Here is a 20,929-nt window from a genome sequence, read left to right as displayed (position 1 = left end):
GCCTTTAACCGAGTTATGCCTTTTCATAACTTCTTCTACACAACGAAGTTTAAATTCACAATTGTACTTGACTTTTCTTTCCATAAAAATGCCCCCAAATAGTGTCTAACTTTTTGGGGGCAGTTCAAAATGAGCCAGCCCTTTTTTTTTTGTAAAAATGCCTTTGTAGAACACCCTATAATGGATTTTAATCTGTTTTAAATACAAAATTAAAATAACATTAGAAAATTCTTAAGCAAATCTTAAGAAAAGACTAAGAAAGGTTTAAGTAAGAAATCCACTTCATAATTTCCTGTTAAAGAATATGTCTATTTATATTTGCACTCGATAATTTTTATTGAATCTAAATAAATACCATGAAATATAATTTACTATTTGTATTAGGATTATTAAGTTTTGCCTCTTATGCGCAAGATTATTCAAGCGCCGAATCTACTTCTTCAGTAAACGATACCGTTAAGAATAAAAAAGGGGAAATTTTAAATGAAGTAGTTGTTACTAAAACCAAAGAACCAAAACCCGTAACAGCGGTTCGCTCTGGATTAAAACCAATGGATAATCCACAAAGCATACAAGTTATTGGTTCTGAAATTATCGAACAGCAGCAAGCAATCAGATTAAGCGAAGTTCTTAAAAACGCTAATGGTGTTTACGTTGGTTCTGCTCGTGGTGGCGCTCAGGAATCTTTCTTCTCTAGAGGTTATGACATGTCTGCAAACAATATGTTTAAAAACGGATTCCGTTATAATGCAGGATCAATTCCAGATGTTTCTGGTTTAGATAAAGTAGAATTCTTAAAAGGTGGTTCAGCGTTATTATTTGGAAACGTAGCGCCAGGAGGAATTCTTAATTTAGTTACCAAAACACCTCAATTTAAAAGTGGCGGAGAAGTTTCAATGCAAATTGGAAGCTACTCTTATTACAAACCAGCATTTGATTTTTACGGAGGTCTTACTAAGTCAATCGCATTTAGACTTAATGGTTCTTACGAGAACTCAGAAAGCTTTAGAGATGTTGTAAAAAACAAACGTGTATATGTAAATCCATCGTTGCTTTTTATCATTAATCCTAAAACTCAAATTACACTACAAGGAGATTATTTAAGTGCAGATTGGACACCTGATTTTGGAACTGGAATTATTGGCACACAAATTCTTGATTTGCCTAGAAATACTTTTTACGGAGCACTTTGGTCTAATGGTAACACAAAATCTGCTAGTGCATCTGTACTCTTAAATCACGATTTCAATAAAAACTGGAAGCTTAACTTCAATAGCTCTTATCAGACTTATGACAGAGCTTCAAAATCTACAGCACAATTATCATCTGTAAAAGAAAATGGAGACTGGACAAGACCTTTGGTTCAAAACGACAACTCAGAACAAATCTTAGGAGATCAATTAAGTCTTCAAGGAAACTTTAATACAGGATCTGTAAAACATCAAATTTTTACAGGTGCAGACTGGGAAAACTCATTTGCAACAGCGTATACTTTTGCATTTAATCCTGCAAATTATGATACTATTAATCTTTTCAACTTTGATCCGTCAACACAAAGAAATGATATTCCAGATGCTAGAGCAACTCAAATTGCAAAAACAGAAACCAACCGTTTTGGTGTTTATTTTCAAGATTTAATTTCGATTACAGAGAAGTTTAAAGTATTAGCAGGTGTACGTTGGTCTTGGCAAGAAGCCGAAGTTACAACTTACAAAGAAACTTTTGCTGGCGGAAAACAAACTGTTAAGCCTGAAAATGCAGTTCCTACAGTAGGCGCTAAAAAATTAGACAATGCATTTTCTCCAAAATTTGGATTAATTTATCAGCCTAGAAAAGAGGTTTCTATCTTTGGTAGCTACTCTACTTCATTTACTCCAAACACAGGAACTACAGCAGATTTAAAACCAATTGAGCCATCTATTATTGATCAATATGAAGCTGGTATCAAAACTGACTTTTTACAAGGATTATTAAGCACAAACGTTACGGTTTATCAAATTACAAACAGCAACTTGGCTCAAACTGCAGAATTTAAAGCTGATGGAAGTTTAAACACTGACACAAACGTAAAAGTTTTAAGCGGTGAAACTAAAAGTAAAGGTGTTGAAGTGGATGTTACTGCAAGACCAATTGATGGACTTAGCATTATTGCAGGTTACAGCTACAACGATATGCGTTATACTAAAACATCTGGTTTAAACGGAAGTTTTATCGAAGGCGATCGTCTTGTTAGAACTCCAGCAAACACAGCCAACTTAAGTTTCTTTTATACGGTACAAGAAGGTTTATTTAAAAATTTATCTGTTGGAGCAGTTGGAAACTACATCGGTGATCGTTTAGGAGGCTGGAATGACCAATATAGTACAGATCTTACTAAATATCCTGATGGAATCTACCATAGAGAAATTCCGCTAGAAGGTTATGTTACAATTGATGCATCTGTTGGATATACTTGGAGAAAATTCTCTATTCTTTGCAAATTATCAAACATTACAAATGAATTAAATTACACCGTTCACGAAAATTATAGTGTGAACCCAATCGCGCCTCGTCAAGTTATGACAAGCTTGCGTTACAAGTTCTAAAATATTGAATTAGAGTTTTGATTTTATCCCAAGATTTTCAGTTTCACTCGAAAATCTTGGGATTTTTATTTTAAGCTCAAAACTAATTCAATTAACACTATTTTTGCTTGAAATTATAATCCTTAAAAACCCAATTCAAGAATGTCGGATTCTACAAAAAACCAATTACAAAAAAGTTTAGGCCTTAGTTTCAATATTGCCGTTTTAATTGGCGGGACAATTGGTGTTGGGATTTTAAGAACGCCTGGAACTATTGCAGAAATGTTGAATAATTACTGGCTTATTCTTGCTTCTTGGCTCTTTGGTGGTTTGTACGTTTTATTAGGAGCAAATTCGTATTCAGAATTGGCTACAATGCTACCAAAAGCAGGTGGGTCGTACAATTATATTAAAAGAGCTTTGGGCGAGTATGCTGGTTTTCTTTCTGGTTGGTACGACTATATTGTAAATGCTATTCCGCCTGCGTTTTATTGCATCGTAATTAGCGAATACACGATTATTTTATTTCCGCAATTGGCAAATTATTCAACCGTATTGTCTATTTCTTTATTGGTTGCATTTGTTTTGCTGCACTTAAGCGGAGTAAAAAACGGAAGCGTCATTCAACAAATTACAAGCTTATTAAAAGTAATTTGCTTTGTGGCTTTGGTTGTAGCTTGCTTTATGTATTCTGGAGTTGAAGTTCCAGCGATAAAAACGGATAGTTCTATTTTTCAAATCGGACTTATTTTTGGATTTTTTAAATCATTGCAACTCATTATTGGAACTTATAATGGTTGGAATGCCGTTTGCTTTTTTGCAGAAGAAAATGATAATCCAAGCAAAAATATTCCGAAATCTTTATACAGCGGTGTTTTACTGGTTGTGGCCATTTATATTTTGGTAAACGCAGCATTTTTTCATGTTCTGCCAATCGAAACATTAGCAAAATCTAATCTGGCTGCTGCCGATGTTGCCAAAATTTTGTTTGGAGAAAGCGGAGCCAAAATCGTAACGGTAATTTCTATTTTTTCATTAATTAGTATTTTGAATGCTTTTATGATGATTCCGCCAAGAATCCTTTACGGATTAAGCCGTGATGGTTTCTTCATCCAAAAAGGAACAACTGTAAACAAAGGCGGGACACCAATTGTTGCGCTACTGGTTTCTTCTCTTTTCAGTTTGTTTTTAATTTGCATTGGCTCTTTTGAAGTATTATTTTCTTTCGCAGCCTTTATCTCTATAATCGTTTGGGGATTGGCTTATTATTCACTTCTAAAACTAAGAACTACCGAACCTTATTTACCAAGACCTTATCGTTCTTTTTGGTATCCGTGGACAACTATAATAGCAATTGTATTTTCTATTGCATTACTTGGAGGATTTATTTACAGTGACCCTAAAAGTTTTATTATTATTGTTGGGATTGCAATTGTTTCTTATCCTTTGTTTTTGGTTTTGAAGAAGAAAAAATAATACGTTTTTTGCATAAAAAAAGACCTAACAGGTTTTAAAAACCTGTTAGGTCTGATAACTTGAAAGCTGTATTTATTACTTCAAACCAGCCAAACTCTGCTCAATTGTCGCAATTTTTGCGAGAGCATCAGCTTGTTTTTGTTTTTCTAAATTAAGGACTTTTTCTGGAGCTCCGTTTACGAATTTCTCGTTTGAAAGTTTTGCTTCAACAGATTTCAAGAATCCTTTCGTATAATTTAATTCTTCTGTCAGTTTTGCAATTTCAGCTTCAACATCAATGTTTCCAGTAATCGGAATGAAATATTCATTTGATTTTACACGGAAAGACAATGCACCGTCTACTTTTTCTGAAACATATTCAAAAGCAGAAACGTTTCCTAATTTCGTTATGATCGAATCAAAGTAAGTAGAAACATTTTCGCTGTTGATTCCTTTTAATTCGATGGCATCTTTAAACGGAATATTTTTGTCTTTACGAATCGTTCTTATTCCAGAAATTACTTCAATTGAGTTTTCAAAATCAGCAATTAATTTTGCGTCAAACGGTTTTACTTCTGGCCAAGTCGAAACAATTAAAGCTTCTTCAGGCGTTCTATCAGCGATTAACTGCCAAATTTCCTCTGTTAAGAAAGGCATAAACGGATGTAATAACTTTAAGTTGTTTTCTAACATTTCGATCGCTTTCGCGAAAGTTACGCTGTCAATTGGCTGTTGATATGCTGGTTTAATCATTTCTAAGAACCAAGAACAGAAATCATCCCAAACCAATTTATAGATTGCCATCAATGAATCTGAAATTCTGTATTTCTCGAAGTTATCTTCGATGTCAACTAAAGTTTGCTGTAATTTCGCTTCGTACCACTCAATCGCCACTTTTGATGATTCTGGCTGTGCGATAGTTTCTGAAACTTCCCACCCTTTAATCAATTTGAAAGCATTCCAAATCTTGTTTGAAAACGCTTTTCCTTGACTGCACAATTCCTCATCAAACATAATATCGTTTCCTGCAGAAGCACTTAAAAGCAATCCTACACGAACTCCGTCTGCACTAAATTTATCGATCAAATCTAAAGGATCAGGAGAATTTCCTAATGACTTAGACATTTTACGACGTTGTTTATCACGAACTAAACCTGTCAAATATACATTTGTAAATGGTTTTTCTCCCGCATATTCGTAACCTGCAATAATCATTCTCGCAACCCAGAAAAATAAAATATCTGGACCTGTTACCAAGTCATTTGTTGGATAGTAATATTTAAAATCTGGACTTTCTGGATCCATGATTCCGCCAAAAACAGACATTGGCCATAACCAAGATGAAAACCATGTATCTAACGCGTCAACGTCTTGTTTTAAGTCAGATGTTGTAAGTGAGTTGTTAGATGTTTTTTCTTTTGCTAAAGCTAAAGCATCTTCGATATTTTCTGCAACTACAAAATCTTCTTTTCCGTCTCCATAATAATATGCCGGAATTTGTTGTCCCCACCATAATTGACGAGAAATATTCCAGTCACGAATATTGTTTAACCAATGCGCATACGTGTTTTCGAAACGTTTTGGATGTAATTTAATTTCTCCTGTTTCTAAAACCGACTTAATTGCTGGTTTTACCAATTCTTCCATTTTCAAGAACCATTGGTCAGATAATCTTGGTTCGATTACCGCTTTTGTTCTTTCAGAAGTTCCCACTTTATTTAAGTGTGTTTCTGTTTTTGCTAAAGCCCCAATTTCTTCCAGTTCTTTTGCAATTTCAGCACGAACCACAAAACGGTCTTTTCCTTGATAATGTAAACCGAAGCTGTTTAATGTCGCATCTTCATTAAAAATATCAACGATTTCTAGGTTGTGTTTTTCACCAAGAGTTTTATCGTTCATATCGTGCGCAGGCGTTACTTTCAAACATCCTGTTCCGAATTCAACATCAACATATTCGTCTTCAATAATTGGAATTACTCTTCCGCAGATTGGAACAATTGCTTTTTTACCTTTTAAATGTGTAAAACGCTCATCGTTTGGATTGATACAGATGGCAGTGTCCCCGAAGATAGTCTCAGGACGTGTTGTTGCAATCGTCAAGAAATCTTCTGAACCTTCAATTTTATATTTTAAGAAAAATAATTTTCCTTGTTGTTCTTCGTAAATTACCTCTTCGTCAGAAAGAGTCGTTTTTGCTTCTGGATCCCAGTTAACCATACGGTATCCTCTGTAGATCAAACCTTTGTTGTATAAATCTACAAACGATTTAATTACAGATGCAGACATATCTGGATCCATCGTAAATTTAGTTCGTTCCCAATCGCAAGAAGCACCCAATTTCTTAAGTTGTTCTAAGATTGTTCCACCATATTTATCTGTCCATTCCCAAGCATGTTTTAGGAATTCTTCGCGGGTCAAATCGTTTTTATTGATTCCTTCTGCTTTTAATTTCGCTACCACTTTTGCTTCAGTTGCAATAGAGGCGTGATCTGTACCTGGAACCCAACAAGCGTTGAATCCTTTAAGACGTGCACGGCGAATTAAAACATCCTGAATCGTATTATTCAACATATGTCCCATGTGAAGGACTCCAGTGACGTTTGGCGGCGGAATTACAATGGTGTACGGTGTTCTATGATCTGGTTCTGAATGAAAATAATTGTTTTTCATCCAGTAATCATACCATTTACTCTCAATCGTCTTAGCGTCAAATTGTGCTGGAATTGTCATTTACTAGGGTTGTTTAATCGTTAATTTGTTTAACCGTTTAATCGGTTTTGATCATCGAATTTCAAATTGATTTGTTTTCTTATTTTCTGTTTTAAAAAGTCTTTTATAAATCAATCTCAACGATTAAACAAATAAACGACTAAACAGTCAAACAAAAAAATGGTTCAATTTTTGTATTTATAACTGACAGCAAAAGTAAATAATTAAGTAGACTATAAAAAGAGAAATAATAATTTGTGTGTTAATTAAAAGAATGTATATTTACTTACAATTAAAAAAAAAGATTTCATATGAAAAATGCAGCCTCTTTTATTGCAGTCTTATTGTTTAGCGCAGTAAGTTATGCACAAAACGGCCCGAAAATTGAATTTGCAGCCCCAGACAATACAATTGATTATGGAAAAATTTCTAAAGGTGACAATGGACTTCGTTCCTTTGAATTTACAAACACTGGTGATGCTCCTTTATTAATTACCGGCGCAGAATCTACGCTAAGTTCAATCGTTGTTACCAAACCTGCAGCAGCAATTATGCCGGGCAAAAAAGGGAAAATCGATGTAAAATATAACATGGTAGCAGGACCTATTCGTAAAACAATTACTGTTGAAACCAACGCAGTAAACTATCCTGACGGAAGAGTAGCTCTTAAAATTAAGGGTGAAGTTCAATAAGAATTTAAAATCTTTAAATAACAAAAGCCGTTTCTAAATCTAGAAACGGCTTTTTATCTTTATAAAGAAACTCTTGCTTCTTTATTATATAGAAAAACATCTTGCTTCTGACATCTTTCTTATTTCATCTATTTCGCAGCACATTCAACAGAATCAAATTTATATTTTACGCTTTCAAAATCAATTGGCTTATCTTTTACCAAATAAGTAACGCCCATTGTAGTTTGCATAACACCATTTCCTAAAATAAGCTGATTGTTACGTTTCAAAAGTGCCATCGGGTTCTTGAATGTTTTATCTCCATTTACATTGTCTTTAAAAGTGTAATCTACAAACAAAGTATCACCATGAAACTCACCTGCCACTTCTCCTGTCCTAACAGTCGAAGGAGCCACTCTCATAATCATATCTCCCGCTAGTTTTCCGTTTTTTAAAGTATTCAATTTTAAATCTATTGTATCCTTTTCATAAATTGCTTTATAGCATGCAGTGCTTACCACCGCTTCACCTTCTGCTTTTGCAGCTTCAGTGGCTTTTTGTTTTTCTTCATTTTTACAGCTTTGCAATCCAATAAAGGACAAAAGCAAACAAGACAAGGTTAGATTTCTCATATTTTTTTCTATTTCGTTGATATCACTATAAAATTAAAGAAAAAAGATTTCCGCAAAAAGGTTTCGGCAAAGTTTTTCTGTAAAAATGAAACCCGACAGGTTTTTAAAATCTGTCGGGTTTACTATGTTTAAAAAAAATTACAAACTTTTGATTACAAATTCAGATCTTCTGTTCAATTCATGTTCTTCTTCTGAGCAAGATTCATCTGTTTTACATTTAATAATTGGTACCGATTCTCCGTAACCTTTTGCCATAACTCGTTTTGCATCAATACCAGACTGAATTATAAATTCTCTTGTCGAATTGGCTCTCTTTTGAGACAAATTTTCATTAAATTTGGCATTTCCTCTAGAATCGGTATGCGAACCAATTTCGATTTTCATATCTGGATATTTCTTCATCAGCTCTACTACCCTGCCCAAAACTACTTTTGATTCTTTTCGGATATACCACATATTGTAATCAAAGTAAATTGGATCTGTTTTAATGATTAAACGATCTTTATCTTTAACAACATCTTTTTCCTTTGCCAATATCTCTTTTACTTTTTCCTGCTTTTTAACTTCAGCTGCAACTATTGCCGCTTCTTTGGCTTTTTTCTCTTTTTCTTTCAATTCAATTGCCACCAAAGCTTCTTTTTTCTTGTTTTCTTCTTCAATAATAATTTCTTGCTTTCTCTTATTTTCAGCAATTAATTTTTCTTCCTGTTTAATAACTTCCAATGATTTTAAAGCTAAAGAACCGTCATTAACTTTATCTCTTGTTTTGTCTAAAGTCAGTATTTTTGAAGCATTTGTATAGTTTTCTTTGGAAGCTGAAATTTTATACGAAGCCTCGCAAGGAACCGTAAAACTGAATTTCCCATCAGCAGAAGTTGTAATGGTATTTAAAGTCTTATTTTCAGAATCTTGCAATAGTACCGTTGCATTTTCTAGAGCCAATTGCGTATCAATGTCTGTAATTGTTCCCGCGATTAATTGCTTGCAATCTTCAACAATCAAATCTTTTATTTCTTTGAATTGATAAATATCATCGCTCCCTTTTCCTCCTTCTCTATTAGAAGCAAAAAAACCTTCTTTGGTATTAGAATCAATGTTAAAAGCGAAATCATCTAAATTAGAGTTTAATGGAAGTCCTACATTAACCGGTTTTGAATATTCATTTCCGTTAATATCAGAAACAAAAACATCTAAAGATCCGTAACCCAAATGTCCATCAGACGAAAAATAAAGCTTATTATCTGCTGAGGCAAAAGGAAATTGCTCTCTTTTATCTGTATTAATTTCTGAACCCAAATTTTTTGGAGTATCAAATGCTCCTTTATTAATGTTAACGGAATAAATATCGAAAGAACCCAGAGATCCTGGCATATCTGAAGCAAAATACAATACTTTTTCATCTGCACTCAAAGCAGGATGCTCCACAGAATAATTCGGACTGTTGAACGGAAGCGACGTAATATTTGTCCATTTTCCTTCAAACCATTCTGCTTTAAAAATCTGAAGATTGGAGATTTTCTTATCGTCTTTTTTCTTCTTTCCGTTTTTAGAATTGTTTCGGGTAAAATACATCGTTTTGCCATCTTTTGTAAAAACAGTATTCGATTCGTGCATTCCGGTTTTTAATTCTTTAGCAAAATAATGAACTATAGAATCTCCTGAATTAATATTCTTTAAAGGAATTGAAACCAAATTCAAATACGTTTCGTTATCCCATTTAAACTTTTTATCAAATAAACCAGGCTTCAATTTCACCCCAGCAAAAACTAGATCTTCTTTATATTTTACAGCTCCAAATTCAGAATTTGGTGTGTTTATCGCAAGGTTTTTAATTTCAAAACGTTTGCCAATTGCTGTAACATTTTCTAATGTTTTAAAGTCTTTTTCAAAATTGGCAAGATCTTCTGCATTGGCAGATTTAGCATAATATTCTTTTAAATTGGCATTTGCATCGTCGTAACTATTTGTTGCTTTTAAAGTCTGTGCATATCTAAAATAATATTCTCGGTCTAAATTATTGCTGTAATTTGAAATCAAAAGACGGTAATAACGCTGTGCTTTTACTAAATCGTTAGTATAGAAATAAGAATCGGCTAGATTTTTAATCACTTCTTGAGACGGTTTTTCGTCTGCCAATTTTTGGTATAAAATAATAGCTTCGCTGTAGTACGTTTTATCAAAAAAACGTTTTGCTCTAGCTAGTTCTAGATCTTGTGCATTTATAAACTGTATTGAAAATACGAATATAATAACGAGTAATTTTTTCATATTTTTCATTTTAGAAGAATCTTGGAGATTTATCAAATCCTTTTCCTAACAAGTCCAGATCGAACAACAGCATAATTTCATGTGTTCCAGAATTAAACTGTCCGAAATTTGTAAGCGTATAATCGTAGGCATAACCCACTCTTAAGGTCGGCGTGACATTAATATTGAAAAGCGCACTTACAGAATCATCTATTCTATACGAAGCTCCAAATTCGAACTTTTCGTTGTAGAGAACATTGGCTGAAACATCTAAAGTTATTGGCGCGCCTTTTACAAATTTCGACATAAATGCAGGTTTCAATTTCAATGCGCTGTTGAGCTGAAAAACATAACCAGCAGTCAAAAAAGTATGAATCTCTTCGGAGCCAAAAGCATTCATTCCTGATTTTTCTTCAATATATTTTGACTTCAGTAAGTTTGGGGCAGACAATCCTACGTATAGATTATCTCTAAAATAATACGCTCCTACTCCAATATTAGGTTTTGTTGCATTTATATTTTCCGAAAAAGCAATATCTGTTTGAGGGTCTGTAAAACGAAAACCATTAAAATTGCTTTGCATAGACGAAAATCCAGCTTTTAAACCCAGAGACAATTTATTTTTTCCGCCTAGTTTTAAAACATAAGCAAAATCAGCATAAACATTATTCTCTTTTTTTGCTCCGTCTCCTATATCATCTGAAACGAATGAGATACCAGCTTCTATTTTATCATTAATAGCTGTGTGCCCAAAAAAGGTAAATGTTTTTGGAGCGCCATAAGCACCAACCCATTGCGTTCTGTACAATCCGCCAAAATTCATCATGGCAGGAACTCCAGTCGCATAAGCTGGATTGACTACACTCATATTATACATATAATGGGTATATTCTGGATCTTGCTGAGCAGAAACGGATAAATAGAAAAGGAAATTTATAAGAAGTATTATTTTTTTCATTTGAAAATTATATTAAAATGTAAAAAGGATTTATCGATTTAAATAAAGACGGCCTTGCTGTGGCGGTTTATTGTCTTTATTGAAATGCAACACATAAAAATAAACTCCGTTGGGTGCAATACCTCCAGCGATACCGCTTTTTTCGTAGTTTTTGCCATCCCAAGCAGGTTTATTATTATCTCCTTTATACATTCCGTTTCCGTATCTATTATAAATTTCAAGTGTATAATTTGGATATAAAAATTCGATATCTTTTATCACAAACGAATCGTTTACACCGTCTCCGTTTGGCGAGAATCCATCTGGAATAAAGAACTCATATTGTGCAACCTCGCAGTCCTGCAATGAGACTTTTACCTCTTTATAGCTTTCTGACAAACAGTGGGTTGTTTCATTTAAATCGTATCCATAATAAGTTGCATTATGAATTAGGAATGTAGTTGAAGGCAATAAATTTCCATCCACCGCATCATACCAAGCCACCGTTGATGGAACATTTGTTTTATTAGAAAGATCACTTATTTTTGGATTCGCCAGTCCGCAAAAATCTGCCGTTTCATTCATTTCTGGTGCAGCTGTATCATTTATAAGCACCGAAACTTTTGCAGGTTCTGAAACGCAGCCTGTAGCAGAAGTTTCTCTAATGAAGTAATCTTCTGTTTTTAAAACATAATCGACTGCAAGTGGCGTTGTTGCTGTTGCAGAATTGTACCATTTGTATTGAGTTCCCTTTGGCTCTAAATTAGCTATTACGGCTTCATCCACTTTACAAAATTGCTGGTCTAAAACAGTTGGCGCTGGAGGAATTGGATTTATTACAAAATCATCTGTAATGTTGATTAAACTTACCTCACAATTGGTAACCGTATTAGTTAGATTCAACAATGTAATTTTTGTCTCGCCTGCATTTAAAAGCAATTCGGCAGGAATAACAAAATCTAGCTTACCATTTGTTACTGCTTTAGCAATCGTTTGCACCCCAGATATATTAGCTTCTGACAATGCATAAGAAATACTGACATTGGTTAAAGTTTCTAATCCTGAAACGGAAACCGTAACAGGCGCATTCAAACAATAATCTTTTACTGCTGCTTTTACAGTTAATGCATTTGGCAACGGATTTATATACAGATTTCCTGCAACATTTGCTGTATTGGTACACTGCGGCGAAGGATTCGTAATATTTGTTATGCTGTAAATCGTAATTACTGATAATCCGCTTCTTGTACTCAGGTTTCCCGGAATTGTAAATGATGCTTTTCCGCCAACAGACTGCATTTCTGCGGTTTCGCCCAGAGCTAGATTATCTCCATTAATATTGTATGAAATACGGTAAAGTCCATCAAGTAATTGGGGTGCAGCAATTTCAATTGCGGCCATATCATTTTGACAAATTGGAAGCGCTGTTAATGTAGCATTGTTTAAACGTGGCAACGGATAAATCTTTAAAACAGTTGAAAACGGATTAAATATGTTTACACATGTTCCTTTGCTTGTTGTAGACGCTATACCTGTAACAGTAATGGTATAATCGCCTACTTGTCTGAAATAAGACGATCTTATTGGGAAATTAAATTCGCCATTTACAAAATTTCCTCTTACATTTTCAGATGATGACACTCCTGGCCCAACAACACTAAAGTTAACATCGTATGTTCCATTAGGGATATTATCTGGTCCTTGCGTAATTTTTGCCGAATAAGTCGCGGTCGAAATCTCAGATTCGCAAATATCTTTGCTAGCTTCTATTTTTGATCCTGTAAAATCAAGTCTTTTTTCGAGAGTTATATTTACTTTAACGTCTTTATTTTTGCATATATTATTACCAGGAACCGCCAAAACAGTATAGGTATAAGAATATACGCCAGGTCCATTCGCGTCAAACAATTCTTGAAGATTAATATTATGATCTGTGGCAGATGTTAAGCCCGTACCTGTCCAGTTACCTCCTCTATCTCCTCCAATTAGCTGATCAAATAAATCTAAATTGGTATACCCTGCCAAATCTGTAGTTCCGCATAACTCCAAATCTACTGGCCTTCCTATTTTTGGAGCTATATAAATAGTTACTTGAACATTGGTAGACTTTGAGTTAGGAGAACACGCAAGCACCGGTGGCACGGTATAAATGAAGTCAAGTGTAGTTTTGGTTGTATATTGCCCAATCTCTATTGTAGATTCTACAGGCTGACCTGTAGTAGTGGTAAATTTTCCATTTACATGCGGCCCCATTACCTTACTGTCAAAAGCCGTAAAAAGATTAAAAAAGTTGTTTTCGTTACAAACTGTTGCTTGAGATCCGACTCCAACATACGCACCAATCGTAATCGTGACTACCGCTTTGTTATCTGTACAGCCCGAAGTGGCTGGAGCTGTGTAGGTATAGTGGTATTCTCCTCCGCTGAGGATAAATTGAGCATTTAAAATACCCGTAGAAGGATTTAACCCTTGTGAATTATTATCATCTGTCCATGTTCCACCTGGAACTGGAGAACCTCCTAACAAAGAAAATAAATCTACGGATTGATATATTGGATTGGTAACATCGCAAATTAATTCATTTACGTTATCATTACCAGCACATTGAGCACTTAGTTTTGAAGGAAGTACAGTAAAAAAAATAAAAAACAATACAAAATGTAGGTAGCTAATGTAGTTTTTCGCCATAGATTAATTTTTTGTTAAACATAAGAAAATATTTAACTAAAAAACTAATTTTTAACAAACTTATTTTCACAAAAAACCTACATTCCTTTAGTACAGCAACATGAAATGCAGTTTTAAAAATAATAGGCCAAAACTAAAATGCAATATTTTTACAATTCATCTTCTAGTTTAAATCTAAATTTAAGCACCAAACTATTTCGTTCGACTTCAAGATTAATCCATACATCATCTTCTGATTTTAAAAGATTATTTATTTGCTGAAGAGTATACTTGTAGGGTTGCGTTTTATTAATACTGACAATAATATCTCCTTTAAGCAATCCGCATTTTTCGGCAGCAGATTTTTTGCGCACATTGACTATTTCATAAACGGGCTTAAGAGCAAATTTATATTTAAAGTTATTGTCGTTTTTGTCCTTTTCCTGCAATTCTCCCATTGAAGATGCAACTCGTACAGTTTCTAAATGCACTGTTTCCTGTACCCACTGAAGTCCGTTGTGCTGTACCGTGATTCCGCTCTTATTATATGTAAATGGTTCCCCAAATCTCCCATTTTTTTTCAAGTATAGTTTTTTTCCTTGATAGTCTAAAACAAGTGTAAATCGTTTCAAAACTTCGCCTCCAACAGACCCTATACGTCCTGGAACCATCTTAACGTTACGAATTGAAGCAGAATCTGGAAAAGAAACAATTGGTTTTTTAAAATCAAATTCTTCAATAGAAAATTTATCAATTTTAGCACGATGTCCTTCAATGTCTCCGCTAAATCCTTTTCCTAAAAAGTCTGGAAAATTTTTATTTGGGAGTTTTATTTTATCATTTTCAAAAATCCAGAAAGCATCACTATTTCCAATATCAATTAAAAGCTTTGCTGGAACTTGCTCATTATTAACTGTAGCGGTTGTCATGATATATGGTTTCGCTTTTTCTACAGTTATTGGAACCATTTTAAACTTTTTATCTAGTTTTTCTTGATACTTAGCAGTCTTTGCATGAACTATTATTTTCTTTTTCTGATAATTCACTTCAACAAAATTGTCTCTAAAGAATTTATGCCCGATAATTCCGTTGACAGGAATTCCGATATGAGAAGACAAATTAAAACTTTGATCTAGGATAATAAAAACCATATGATCTTTCGATTTTAGACCATGAGTTTCTAGAATATTTTTTGTTGATTTTAGGCCTTCTATTTCCTCTTCGCTTCCTAGACCACGAAGTTTGATCTTTACAACATTATTAAAACTAACCTCTTGCTGTTCTTCCATACTAAAGAGAATTGTTTCTTCTACGCCAGAATCCAATAGAAAATTTAATTCTACTCCATTTACTTTTATAGGAATAAAAATAAGATTATTAATCAGTTTAAAAGGTATTGTAGCCTTAGTTGCATTGTTTTCCAATATGAAATCGCCTTGTCCAAAAAGCAAAAAAGGTAAGAATAACCCAAAAAACAATACTATATATTTTTTCATTGACAATATTTTATTATAAAATTAGTAAATATATTTATTATTGTTACATTTTTAGAAGTACCCTTATTATTTACGTTAAATACGAAAAAAATATGCAAATTTGCACTTCAATAATTTATACTCATGCCGACAATTTCACTCAAGGGAAGAAACATGCCCGAATCTCCGATACGCAAGCTGGCTCCTTTTGCTGATTTAGCAAAGAAAAAAGGACACAAGGTGTATCACTTAAACATTGGTCAACCGGATATCAAGACACCGGAAGTGGCCATCGAGGCGGTAAAAAATATTGATTTAACTCTTATAGAATACAGTCCGTCTGCCGGATATGAAAGCTATAGAAAAAAATTAGCAGAATTTTACCAGCGCCAAAATGTAAACGTTAACACAGAAGACATCATTGTTACAACTGGTGGTTCTGAAGCCTTACTTTTTGCACTGGCCACAATTACAGATCCTGGAGATGAAATCATTATTCCAGAACCTTTTTATGCTAATTATCATGCATTTGCATCTTCAACAAGTGCAACTGTAGTTCCATTAGTTTCTACTATCGAAACTGCTTTTGCATTACCAAGTATTGAAGAAGTCGAAAAATTAATTACACCAAAAACAAAAGCCATTCTGATTTGCAACCCTGGAAATCCGACTGGATATTTATATTCTGAAACAGAAATTAAACAATTGGCTAGTTTAATTAAAAAACACGATTTATACTTAATCGCAGACGAAGTGTACCGTGAGTTTTTATATGACGGCGACGATGTGCACTTTTCTGTAATGAATTTAGAAGATGTACAGCAAAATGTAATCATGGTTGATTCTGTTTCTAAACGCTACAGCATGTGTGGAGCAAGAATTGGCTGTTTGGTTACTAAAAATAAAGAGGTTCTGGCAACAGTAATGAAATTTGCTCAAGCACGTTTGAGTCCGCCAACAATTGAACAAATTGCCTGCGAAGCTGCAATTGACACACCTCAAAGTTATTTTGATGAAGTAATTGCTGAATATAAAGAACGCCGCAACACGCTTATTGCCGAATTAAACAAAATTGACGGTGTTATTGTAACAAAACCAAAAGGTGCTTTTTATTGTATTGCAGAACTTCCAATAAAAGATTCAGACGATTTTGCACAGTGGTTACTTGAAAGTTACAATTTAAATGGCGAAACGGTAATGATTGCTCCTGCCAAAGGTTTCTATTCGACACCTGGAATGGGACTAAATCAAGTTCGTATTGCTTATGTTTTAAATAAAAAAGATTTGATTACAGCTGTAAACATTCTTAAGGAAGCTTTATTGGTTTACAACAATAGATAATCAATTCATTATAATAGATTTAAAAAGACAATAACGATTTTCGTTGTTGTCTTTTTTGTTTCTAATAACAGTATTTCTCTTCAAAATTTAAATTATATCCAAAAAGGAGTAATTAAATCCTAAAAACGATAGAAAAGGTTTCCTATTTATTAATTATCTTTACCGCCTTAAAAAGGAATACATATACTAATAGTAGTTTTTAATGATAAACAACGAAGAATTTTTAGACGAAATAGGAGATAATCACTTTAGCAGTAATGCAAAAAATCCTCTAAGAGAAGATGCTTTTGATATAACTGACGAAGAAAAAATAGAAAAAATTAAAAAAGATGTCGAAAGCATTCTGCAAACTCTTGGAATGGATTTGACAGACGACAGCATCAAAGGAACTCCAAACCGAGTTGCAAAAATGTTTGTAAAGGAAATTTTTGGTGGTCTTAACCCAGCAAAACAGCCAAAAGCTTCTACTTTTGACAACAATTATAAATATGGCGAAATGCTTGTAGAAAAAAACATTACGGTTTATTCTACTTGCGAACACCATTTACTGCCAATTATTGGACGTGCTCACGTGGCTTATATCTCAAGCGGACGTGTGATTGGTTTATCAAAAATGAATCGTATCGTTGAGTATTATGCTAAAAGACCTCAAGTACAGGAGCGTCTTACAATGCAGATTGTTCAAGAATTACAAAAAGCTTTAGGAACAGAAGATGTTGCTTGCGTTATCGATGCAAAACACCTTTGTGTAAACTCTCGCGGTATTAAAGATATCGAAAGCAGTACAGTAACTTCTGAGTTCGGCGGAAAATTCAAAGATCCTCAAACGAAAAGAGAATTCTTAAACTATATTAAACTAGACACTCAGTTCTAAATATTTGGGTTAATCGTTTATTTGTTTAATCGTTAAACTTAATTTTCGGTTAAACGATTAAACAAACTAACAATTAAACAAAAAAAAATGTACATTTTTTCTTTTGAGAAGCTTGAAGTGTGGCAAAATGCAAGAATGTTAATTTTGGATATTTATAAATTAACTAGTAAATTTCCGTCAAATGAATTATTCGGAATAACATCTCAAATAAAAAGAAGTGCATCTTCGATTGCAACAAATATTGCTGAAGGAACTTCAAGAAATACAAGCAAGGACAAAGCTCATTTTTTGACGATATCGTATTCATCTGCAATGGAAACTTTAAATCATTTAATTATCTCTAAAGATTTAAATTATGTTTCAGAGTTAGAATATACGACATCAAGGGAAAAAATTGAAAAAATTTGCAATCAAATAAATAATCTAAAAAAATATTATCTTTCACAAGACTAATCCGTTCAGTACGATTAAACAAATAAACGATTAAACGGTTAAACATAAATTTTATGCCATTATATACAACGCAACCGCTCAAAATATACAATTCGCTTTCTGGCGAAAAAGAAGATTTCAAACCCATCCATGATGGAAATGTTGGAATGTATGTTTGTGGACCTACCGTATATAGTAATGTCCATTTAGGAAACGTGAGAACTTTCATGTCTTTTGACGTAATCTTCAGGTATTTTCTGCATTTGGATTATAAAGTTCGTTATGTTCGAAATATTACCGATGTTGGGCATATCGTAGATGATGTGGATGAAGGTGAAGATAAAATTGCTAAAAAAGCACGTTTGGAGCAATTGGAACCAATGGAAGTTGTACAGCGCTATACTGTAGATTTTCATAACATTCTAAAAGCTTTCAACTTTTTACCGCCAAGCATTGAACCTACAGCGACAGGCCATATTATTGAGCAAATCGAAATTATTAAAAAAATCATAGATAAAGGTATCGGTTATGTTGCCAATGGATCTGTATATTTTGATGTTGTAAAATACAACGAAACCAATAATTACGGTATCTTAAGCGGTAGAAATATCGACGATATGTTGGCAAATACGCGTGATCTTGACGGACAATCTGACAAGAGAAACCCGCAAGATTTTGCTTTGTGGAAAAAAGCCGAGCCAGAACATATCATGAGATGGCCTTCTCCTTGGAGCGATGGTTTCCCAGGATGGCATTTGGAATGTACTGCAATGAGTACTAAATACCTTGGCAACCATTTTGACATTCACGGAGGTGGAATGGATTTAAAATTTCCACACCACGAATGTGAAATCGCACAAAACGAAGCTTGCACTGGTCAGGCTCCAGTAAATTATTGGATGCACGCCAACATGCTTACCCTAAACGGAAAGAAAATGGCAAAATCGACTGGAAACAATATTCTTCCAGGCGAAATTCTTAGCGGAGACAACAACATCTTAAGCAAACCATTTTCTGCTTCAGTGACGCGTTTTTTCATGCTTCAAGCACACTACAGAAGTATTTTAGATTTTTCTGATGATGCCATTGTAGCTGCCGAAAAAGGATATAAAAGATTAATGGAAGCACTTGATGCTTTACCAAATATTACTGCAGGAAGTTCTAGTTCAATAGATTTCGGCGCATGGAAACAACTTTGCTACGATGCAATGAATGATGATTTCAATACGCCAATTTTAATTGCGCAATTATTTGAAGCTGTTCGCTATATCAATCTATTAAAAGATGGCAAAGAAACAATTTCTAGCGAAGATTTAGTTGATTTCAAAACAGCGGTAAATGCTTTCGTATATGACGTTTTAGGCCTTAACGATGATAAAGCCGCTGATGCTGATAGCGATAAATTGGAAGGTGTAGTAAATATGCTTATTGGCATGAGAAATCAAGCTAGAGCAGATAAAAACTTTGCGCTTTCTGACCAGATTCGCGATCAATTAATTGCTTTAGGAATCCAGCTTAAAGACGGAAAAGAAGGAACTACTTTTAGTATACAATAAAAAAAGTGGTCAGTGTTCAGTATTTTAGTGTTCAGATTCAAACTTTGAACTGACTGTACACTAAAATACTGAACATTGACCACTATAAACTAACTTATACAAAAAAAATATGTTTTCAAAAATTCTAATATATCCATTTGTATTGTTAGTCCGTTTTTACCAGACTGCCATTTCACCATTTACACCGGCATCCTGCAGATTTGAGCCAACTTGTTCGACTTATATGATTCAGGCGCTGCAAATTCACGGACTGTTTTATGGCGGATATTTAGGCATTAAACGTATCTTGAGTTGTCATCCTTGGGGAAGAACCGGTTACGATCCTGTACCAGAAAAGAAATGCAACCACAAACATTAACTTTTTAGAAAGCGGTACTTTACATTAAATATTTATTTTTACAGCTATATAAAAACATTTATACATGACACACGCCTTAAATTTAGTTTGGAATCCTTTTGAGGGAATCAACTTAGGATTTTTTATGATTCGCTATTACAGCTTAATGTTTGTAATTGCTTTTGGTTTAGGATGGTTCTTAATGAAAAAGATTTTCGAAAGAGAAAACGAATCAATTGAAAAACTAGATTCTTTGTTTGTTTGGACTGTCCTAGCAACCTTGATTGGAGCACGTTTAGGTCATGTTTTCTTTTATGATTGGGAATATTTCAGAAATCATTTACTTGAAATTTTTCTGCCATTTAAATTCGAACCTGAGTTTCAATTCACAGGTTTCCAAGGATTAGCAAGTCACGGAGCTGCAATTGCAATTATTATTGCAATGTACTATTATAGCAAAAAAATACTAAAGCGTTCTTTATTATGGATATTAGACCGTGTAGTAATTCCTGTTGCAAGCGGAGCTATTTTTGTGCGTTTAGGAAATTTCTTTAACTCTGAAATTATTGGTCACGAAACTAATTCTGCATTCGGAATTCGATTTCTTCACGATACATTCAGTAAAGCCGAAGCAGTACAGAAAACCGGAATTGCAGACCCTAAAGACGCTTATACCGCAATTGCAACCGATCCAAAGTTCGCAACATTATTAGCAGAAGTCCCTTCGAGACATCCAACCCAATTATACGAAGCTTTCTGTTATATATTTGTATTCGCTATTTTATTCTTTTTATATTGGAGAACAAATGCAAGACTTAAATCTGGTCTTTTATTCGGATTGTTTTTAGTGTTATTATTTGCTGTTCGTTTCGTTGTAGAATTTGTAAAAGAAAGCCAAGGAGGTTTTGAAAGCGAATTAGGTTTATTTTCGACAGGACAATGGTTAAGCATACCCTTTATCATTATTGGACTTTTCTTTATCATAAGAGCTCAGAGAAATCCTTTAGCTGAATCATAAAATCAATTACTCTA

Annotated in this window: 15 protein-coding genes; 9 read left to right on the top strand and 6 right to left on the bottom strand. The window is 33.8% G+C overall.

Annotated features, from left to right (window positions below; genetic code table 11):
- The first annotated feature begins 356 nt into the window (after positions 1-356).
- Together ACFO3N_RS10865 and ACFO3N_RS10860 are read left to right on the top strand one after the other, a co-directional pair.
- A complete protein-coding gene (locus ACFO3N_RS10865; RefSeq protein WP_379797641.1) occupies positions 357-2,585 on the top strand; it encodes a TonB-dependent siderophore receptor in 2,229 nt (742 codons plus the stop codon).
- Positions 2,586-2,726: 141 nt separating this feature from the next.
- Positions 2,727-4,040, top strand: a complete 1,314-nt coding sequence (locus tag ACFO3N_RS10860; protein ID WP_379797639.1) for an APC family permease — start codon at positions 2,727-2,729, stop codon at positions 4,038-4,040.
- Positions 4,041-4,115: 75 nt separating this feature from the next.
- Here the strand turns inward: ACFO3N_RS10860 and ACFO3N_RS10855 are convergent, their stop codons facing one another.
- On the bottom strand, positions 4,116-6,749 hold the full coding sequence (locus ACFO3N_RS10855; RefSeq protein ID WP_379797637.1) for a valine--tRNA ligase: 2,634 nt from the start codon (positions 6,747-6,749) through the stop codon (positions 4,116-4,118).
- 290 nt (positions 6,750-7,039) lie between these two features.
- Between ACFO3N_RS10855 and ACFO3N_RS10850 the strand changes: the two genes are divergently transcribed.
- Complete coding sequence (locus tag ACFO3N_RS10850) at positions 7,040-7,420, top strand: DUF1573 domain-containing protein (protein WP_320493987.1); 381 nt, start codon at positions 7,040-7,042, stop codon at positions 7,418-7,420.
- Positions 7,421-7,548: 128 nt separating this feature from the next.
- On the opposite strand, the gene ACFO3N_RS10845 is transcribed toward ACFO3N_RS10850, so the two are convergent.
- From ACFO3N_RS10845 to ACFO3N_RS10825, 5 genes are all read right to left on the bottom strand, one after another.
- Complete coding sequence (locus tag ACFO3N_RS10845) at positions 7,549-8,031, bottom strand: hypothetical protein (RefSeq protein WP_320493985.1); 483 nt, start codon at positions 8,029-8,031, stop codon at positions 7,549-7,551.
- 138 nt (positions 8,032-8,169) lie between these two features.
- Complete coding sequence (locus ACFO3N_RS10840) at positions 8,170-10,299, bottom strand: OmpA family protein (RefSeq protein WP_379797634.1); 2,130 nt, start codon at positions 10,297-10,299, stop codon at positions 8,170-8,172.
- 10 nt (positions 10,300-10,309) lie between these two features.
- Positions 10,310-11,236, bottom strand: a complete 927-nt coding sequence (locus ACFO3N_RS10835) for a PorP/SprF family type IX secretion system membrane protein (protein WP_379797632.1) — start codon at positions 11,234-11,236, stop codon at positions 10,310-10,312.
- Positions 11,237-11,266: 30 nt separating this feature from the next.
- Positions 11,267-13,903: a gliding motility-associated C-terminal domain-containing protein gene (locus ACFO3N_RS10830; protein WP_379797630.1), complete on the bottom strand. Its 2,637-nt coding sequence runs from the start codon at positions 13,901-13,903 to the stop codon at positions 11,267-11,269.
- 149 nt (positions 13,904-14,052) lie between these two features.
- The gene (locus tag ACFO3N_RS10825) at positions 14,053-15,378 is read right to left on the bottom strand and encodes a PDZ domain-containing protein (RefSeq protein WP_379797628.1); all 1,326 of its coding nucleotides are present in this window, start codon (positions 15,376-15,378) and stop codon (positions 14,053-14,055) included.
- 123 nt (positions 15,379-15,501) lie between these two features.
- On the opposite strand from ACFO3N_RS10825, the gene ACFO3N_RS10820 reads away from it, so the two are divergent.
- The 6 genes from ACFO3N_RS10820 to lgt all read left to right on the top strand — a co-directional run bounded on the left by ACFO3N_RS10820 (position 15,502) and on the right by lgt (position 20,915).
- Entirely contained in the window at positions 15,502-16,698 is a 1,197-nt protein-coding gene (locus ACFO3N_RS10820) for a pyridoxal phosphate-dependent aminotransferase (protein ID WP_379797626.1), read from the top strand.
- A 202-nt stretch (positions 16,699-16,900) separates the two neighbouring features.
- A complete protein-coding gene (folE, locus tag ACFO3N_RS10815; RefSeq protein WP_379797624.1) occupies positions 16,901-17,572 on the top strand; it encodes a GTP cyclohydrolase I FolE in 672 nt (223 codons plus the stop codon).
- A gap of 87 nt (positions 17,573-17,659) precedes the next feature.
- Positions 17,660-18,025, top strand: a complete 366-nt coding sequence (locus ACFO3N_RS10810) for a four helix bundle protein (protein WP_320493978.1) — start codon at positions 17,660-17,662, stop codon at positions 18,023-18,025.
- A gap of 53 nt (positions 18,026-18,078) precedes the next feature.
- Positions 18,079-19,560, top strand: coding sequence for a cysteine--tRNA ligase (gene cysS / locus ACFO3N_RS10805; RefSeq protein WP_250835265.1), 1,482 nt, complete (start codon positions 18,079-18,081; stop codon positions 19,558-19,560).
- A 109-nt stretch (positions 19,561-19,669) separates the two neighbouring features.
- Entirely contained in the window at positions 19,670-19,918 is a 249-nt protein-coding gene (gene yidD / locus ACFO3N_RS10800; RefSeq protein WP_095929800.1) for a membrane protein insertion efficiency factor YidD, read from the top strand.
- 64 nt (positions 19,919-19,982) lie between these two features.
- Complete coding sequence (gene lgt / locus ACFO3N_RS10795; protein WP_379797622.1) at positions 19,983-20,915, top strand: prolipoprotein diacylglyceryl transferase; 933 nt, start codon at positions 19,983-19,985, stop codon at positions 20,913-20,915.
- The last annotated feature ends 14 nt before the right edge of the window (positions 20,916-20,929 follow it).

The sequence above is a fragment of the Flavobacterium chungangensis genome, assembly GCF_042654045.1.
In the GTDB taxonomy this organism is placed as follows: Bacteria; Bacteroidota; Bacteroidia; order Flavobacteriales; family Flavobacteriaceae; genus Flavobacterium; species Flavobacterium chungangensis.
The sequence above is the reverse complement of the archived record's forward strand: the minus strand, read 5'-3'. Positions and strand labels throughout refer to the sequence as shown.

What these genes read in the sequence shown, in the direction of transcription:
- ACFO3N_RS10865 (WP_379797641.1), top strand. Translation starts at nt 357, where the DNA reads ATGAAATATAATTTACTATTTGTATTAGGATTATTAAGTTTTGCCTCT.
- ACFO3N_RS10860 (WP_379797639.1), top strand. Translation starts at nt 2,727, where the DNA reads ATGTCGGATTCTACAAAAAACCAATTACAAAAAAGTTTAGGCCTTAGT.
- ACFO3N_RS10855 (WP_379797637.1), bottom strand. Translation starts at nt 6,749, where the DNA reads ATGACAATTCCAGCACAATTTGACGCTAAGACGATTGAGAGTAAATGG.
- ACFO3N_RS10850 (WP_320493987.1), top strand. Translation starts at nt 7,040, where the DNA reads ATGAAAAATGCAGCCTCTTTTATTGCAGTCTTATTGTTTAGCGCAGTA.
- ACFO3N_RS10845 (WP_320493985.1), bottom strand. Translation starts at nt 8,031, where the DNA reads ATGAGAAATCTAACCTTGTCTTGTTTGCTTTTGTCCTTTATTGGATTG.
- ACFO3N_RS10840 (WP_379797634.1), bottom strand. Translation starts at nt 10,299, where the DNA reads ATGAAAAAATTACTCGTTATTATATTCGTATTTTCAATACAGTTTATA.
- ACFO3N_RS10835 (WP_379797632.1), bottom strand. Translation starts at nt 11,236, where the DNA reads ATGAAAAAAATAATACTTCTTATAAATTTCCTTTTCTATTTATCCGTT.
- ACFO3N_RS10830 (WP_379797630.1), bottom strand. Translation starts at nt 13,903, where the DNA reads ATGGCGAAAAACTACATTAGCTACCTACATTTTGTATTGTTTTTTATT.
- ACFO3N_RS10825 (WP_379797628.1), bottom strand. Translation starts at nt 15,378, where the DNA reads ATGAAAAAATATATAGTATTGTTTTTTGGGTTATTCTTACCTTTTTTG.
- ACFO3N_RS10820 (WP_379797626.1), top strand. Translation starts at nt 15,502, where the DNA reads ATGCCGACAATTTCACTCAAGGGAAGAAACATGCCCGAATCTCCGATA.
- folE (WP_379797624.1), top strand. Translation starts at nt 16,901, where the DNA reads ATGATAAACAACGAAGAATTTTTAGACGAAATAGGAGATAATCACTTT.
- ACFO3N_RS10810 (WP_320493978.1), top strand. Translation starts at nt 17,660, where the DNA reads ATGTACATTTTTTCTTTTGAGAAGCTTGAAGTGTGGCAAAATGCAAGA.
- cysS (WP_250835265.1), top strand. Translation starts at nt 18,079, where the DNA reads ATGCCATTATATACAACGCAACCGCTCAAAATATACAATTCGCTTTCT.
- yidD (WP_095929800.1), top strand. Translation starts at nt 19,670, where the DNA reads ATGTTTTCAAAAATTCTAATATATCCATTTGTATTGTTAGTCCGTTTT.
- lgt (WP_379797622.1), top strand. Translation starts at nt 19,983, where the DNA reads ATGACACACGCCTTAAATTTAGTTTGGAATCCTTTTGAGGGAATCAAC.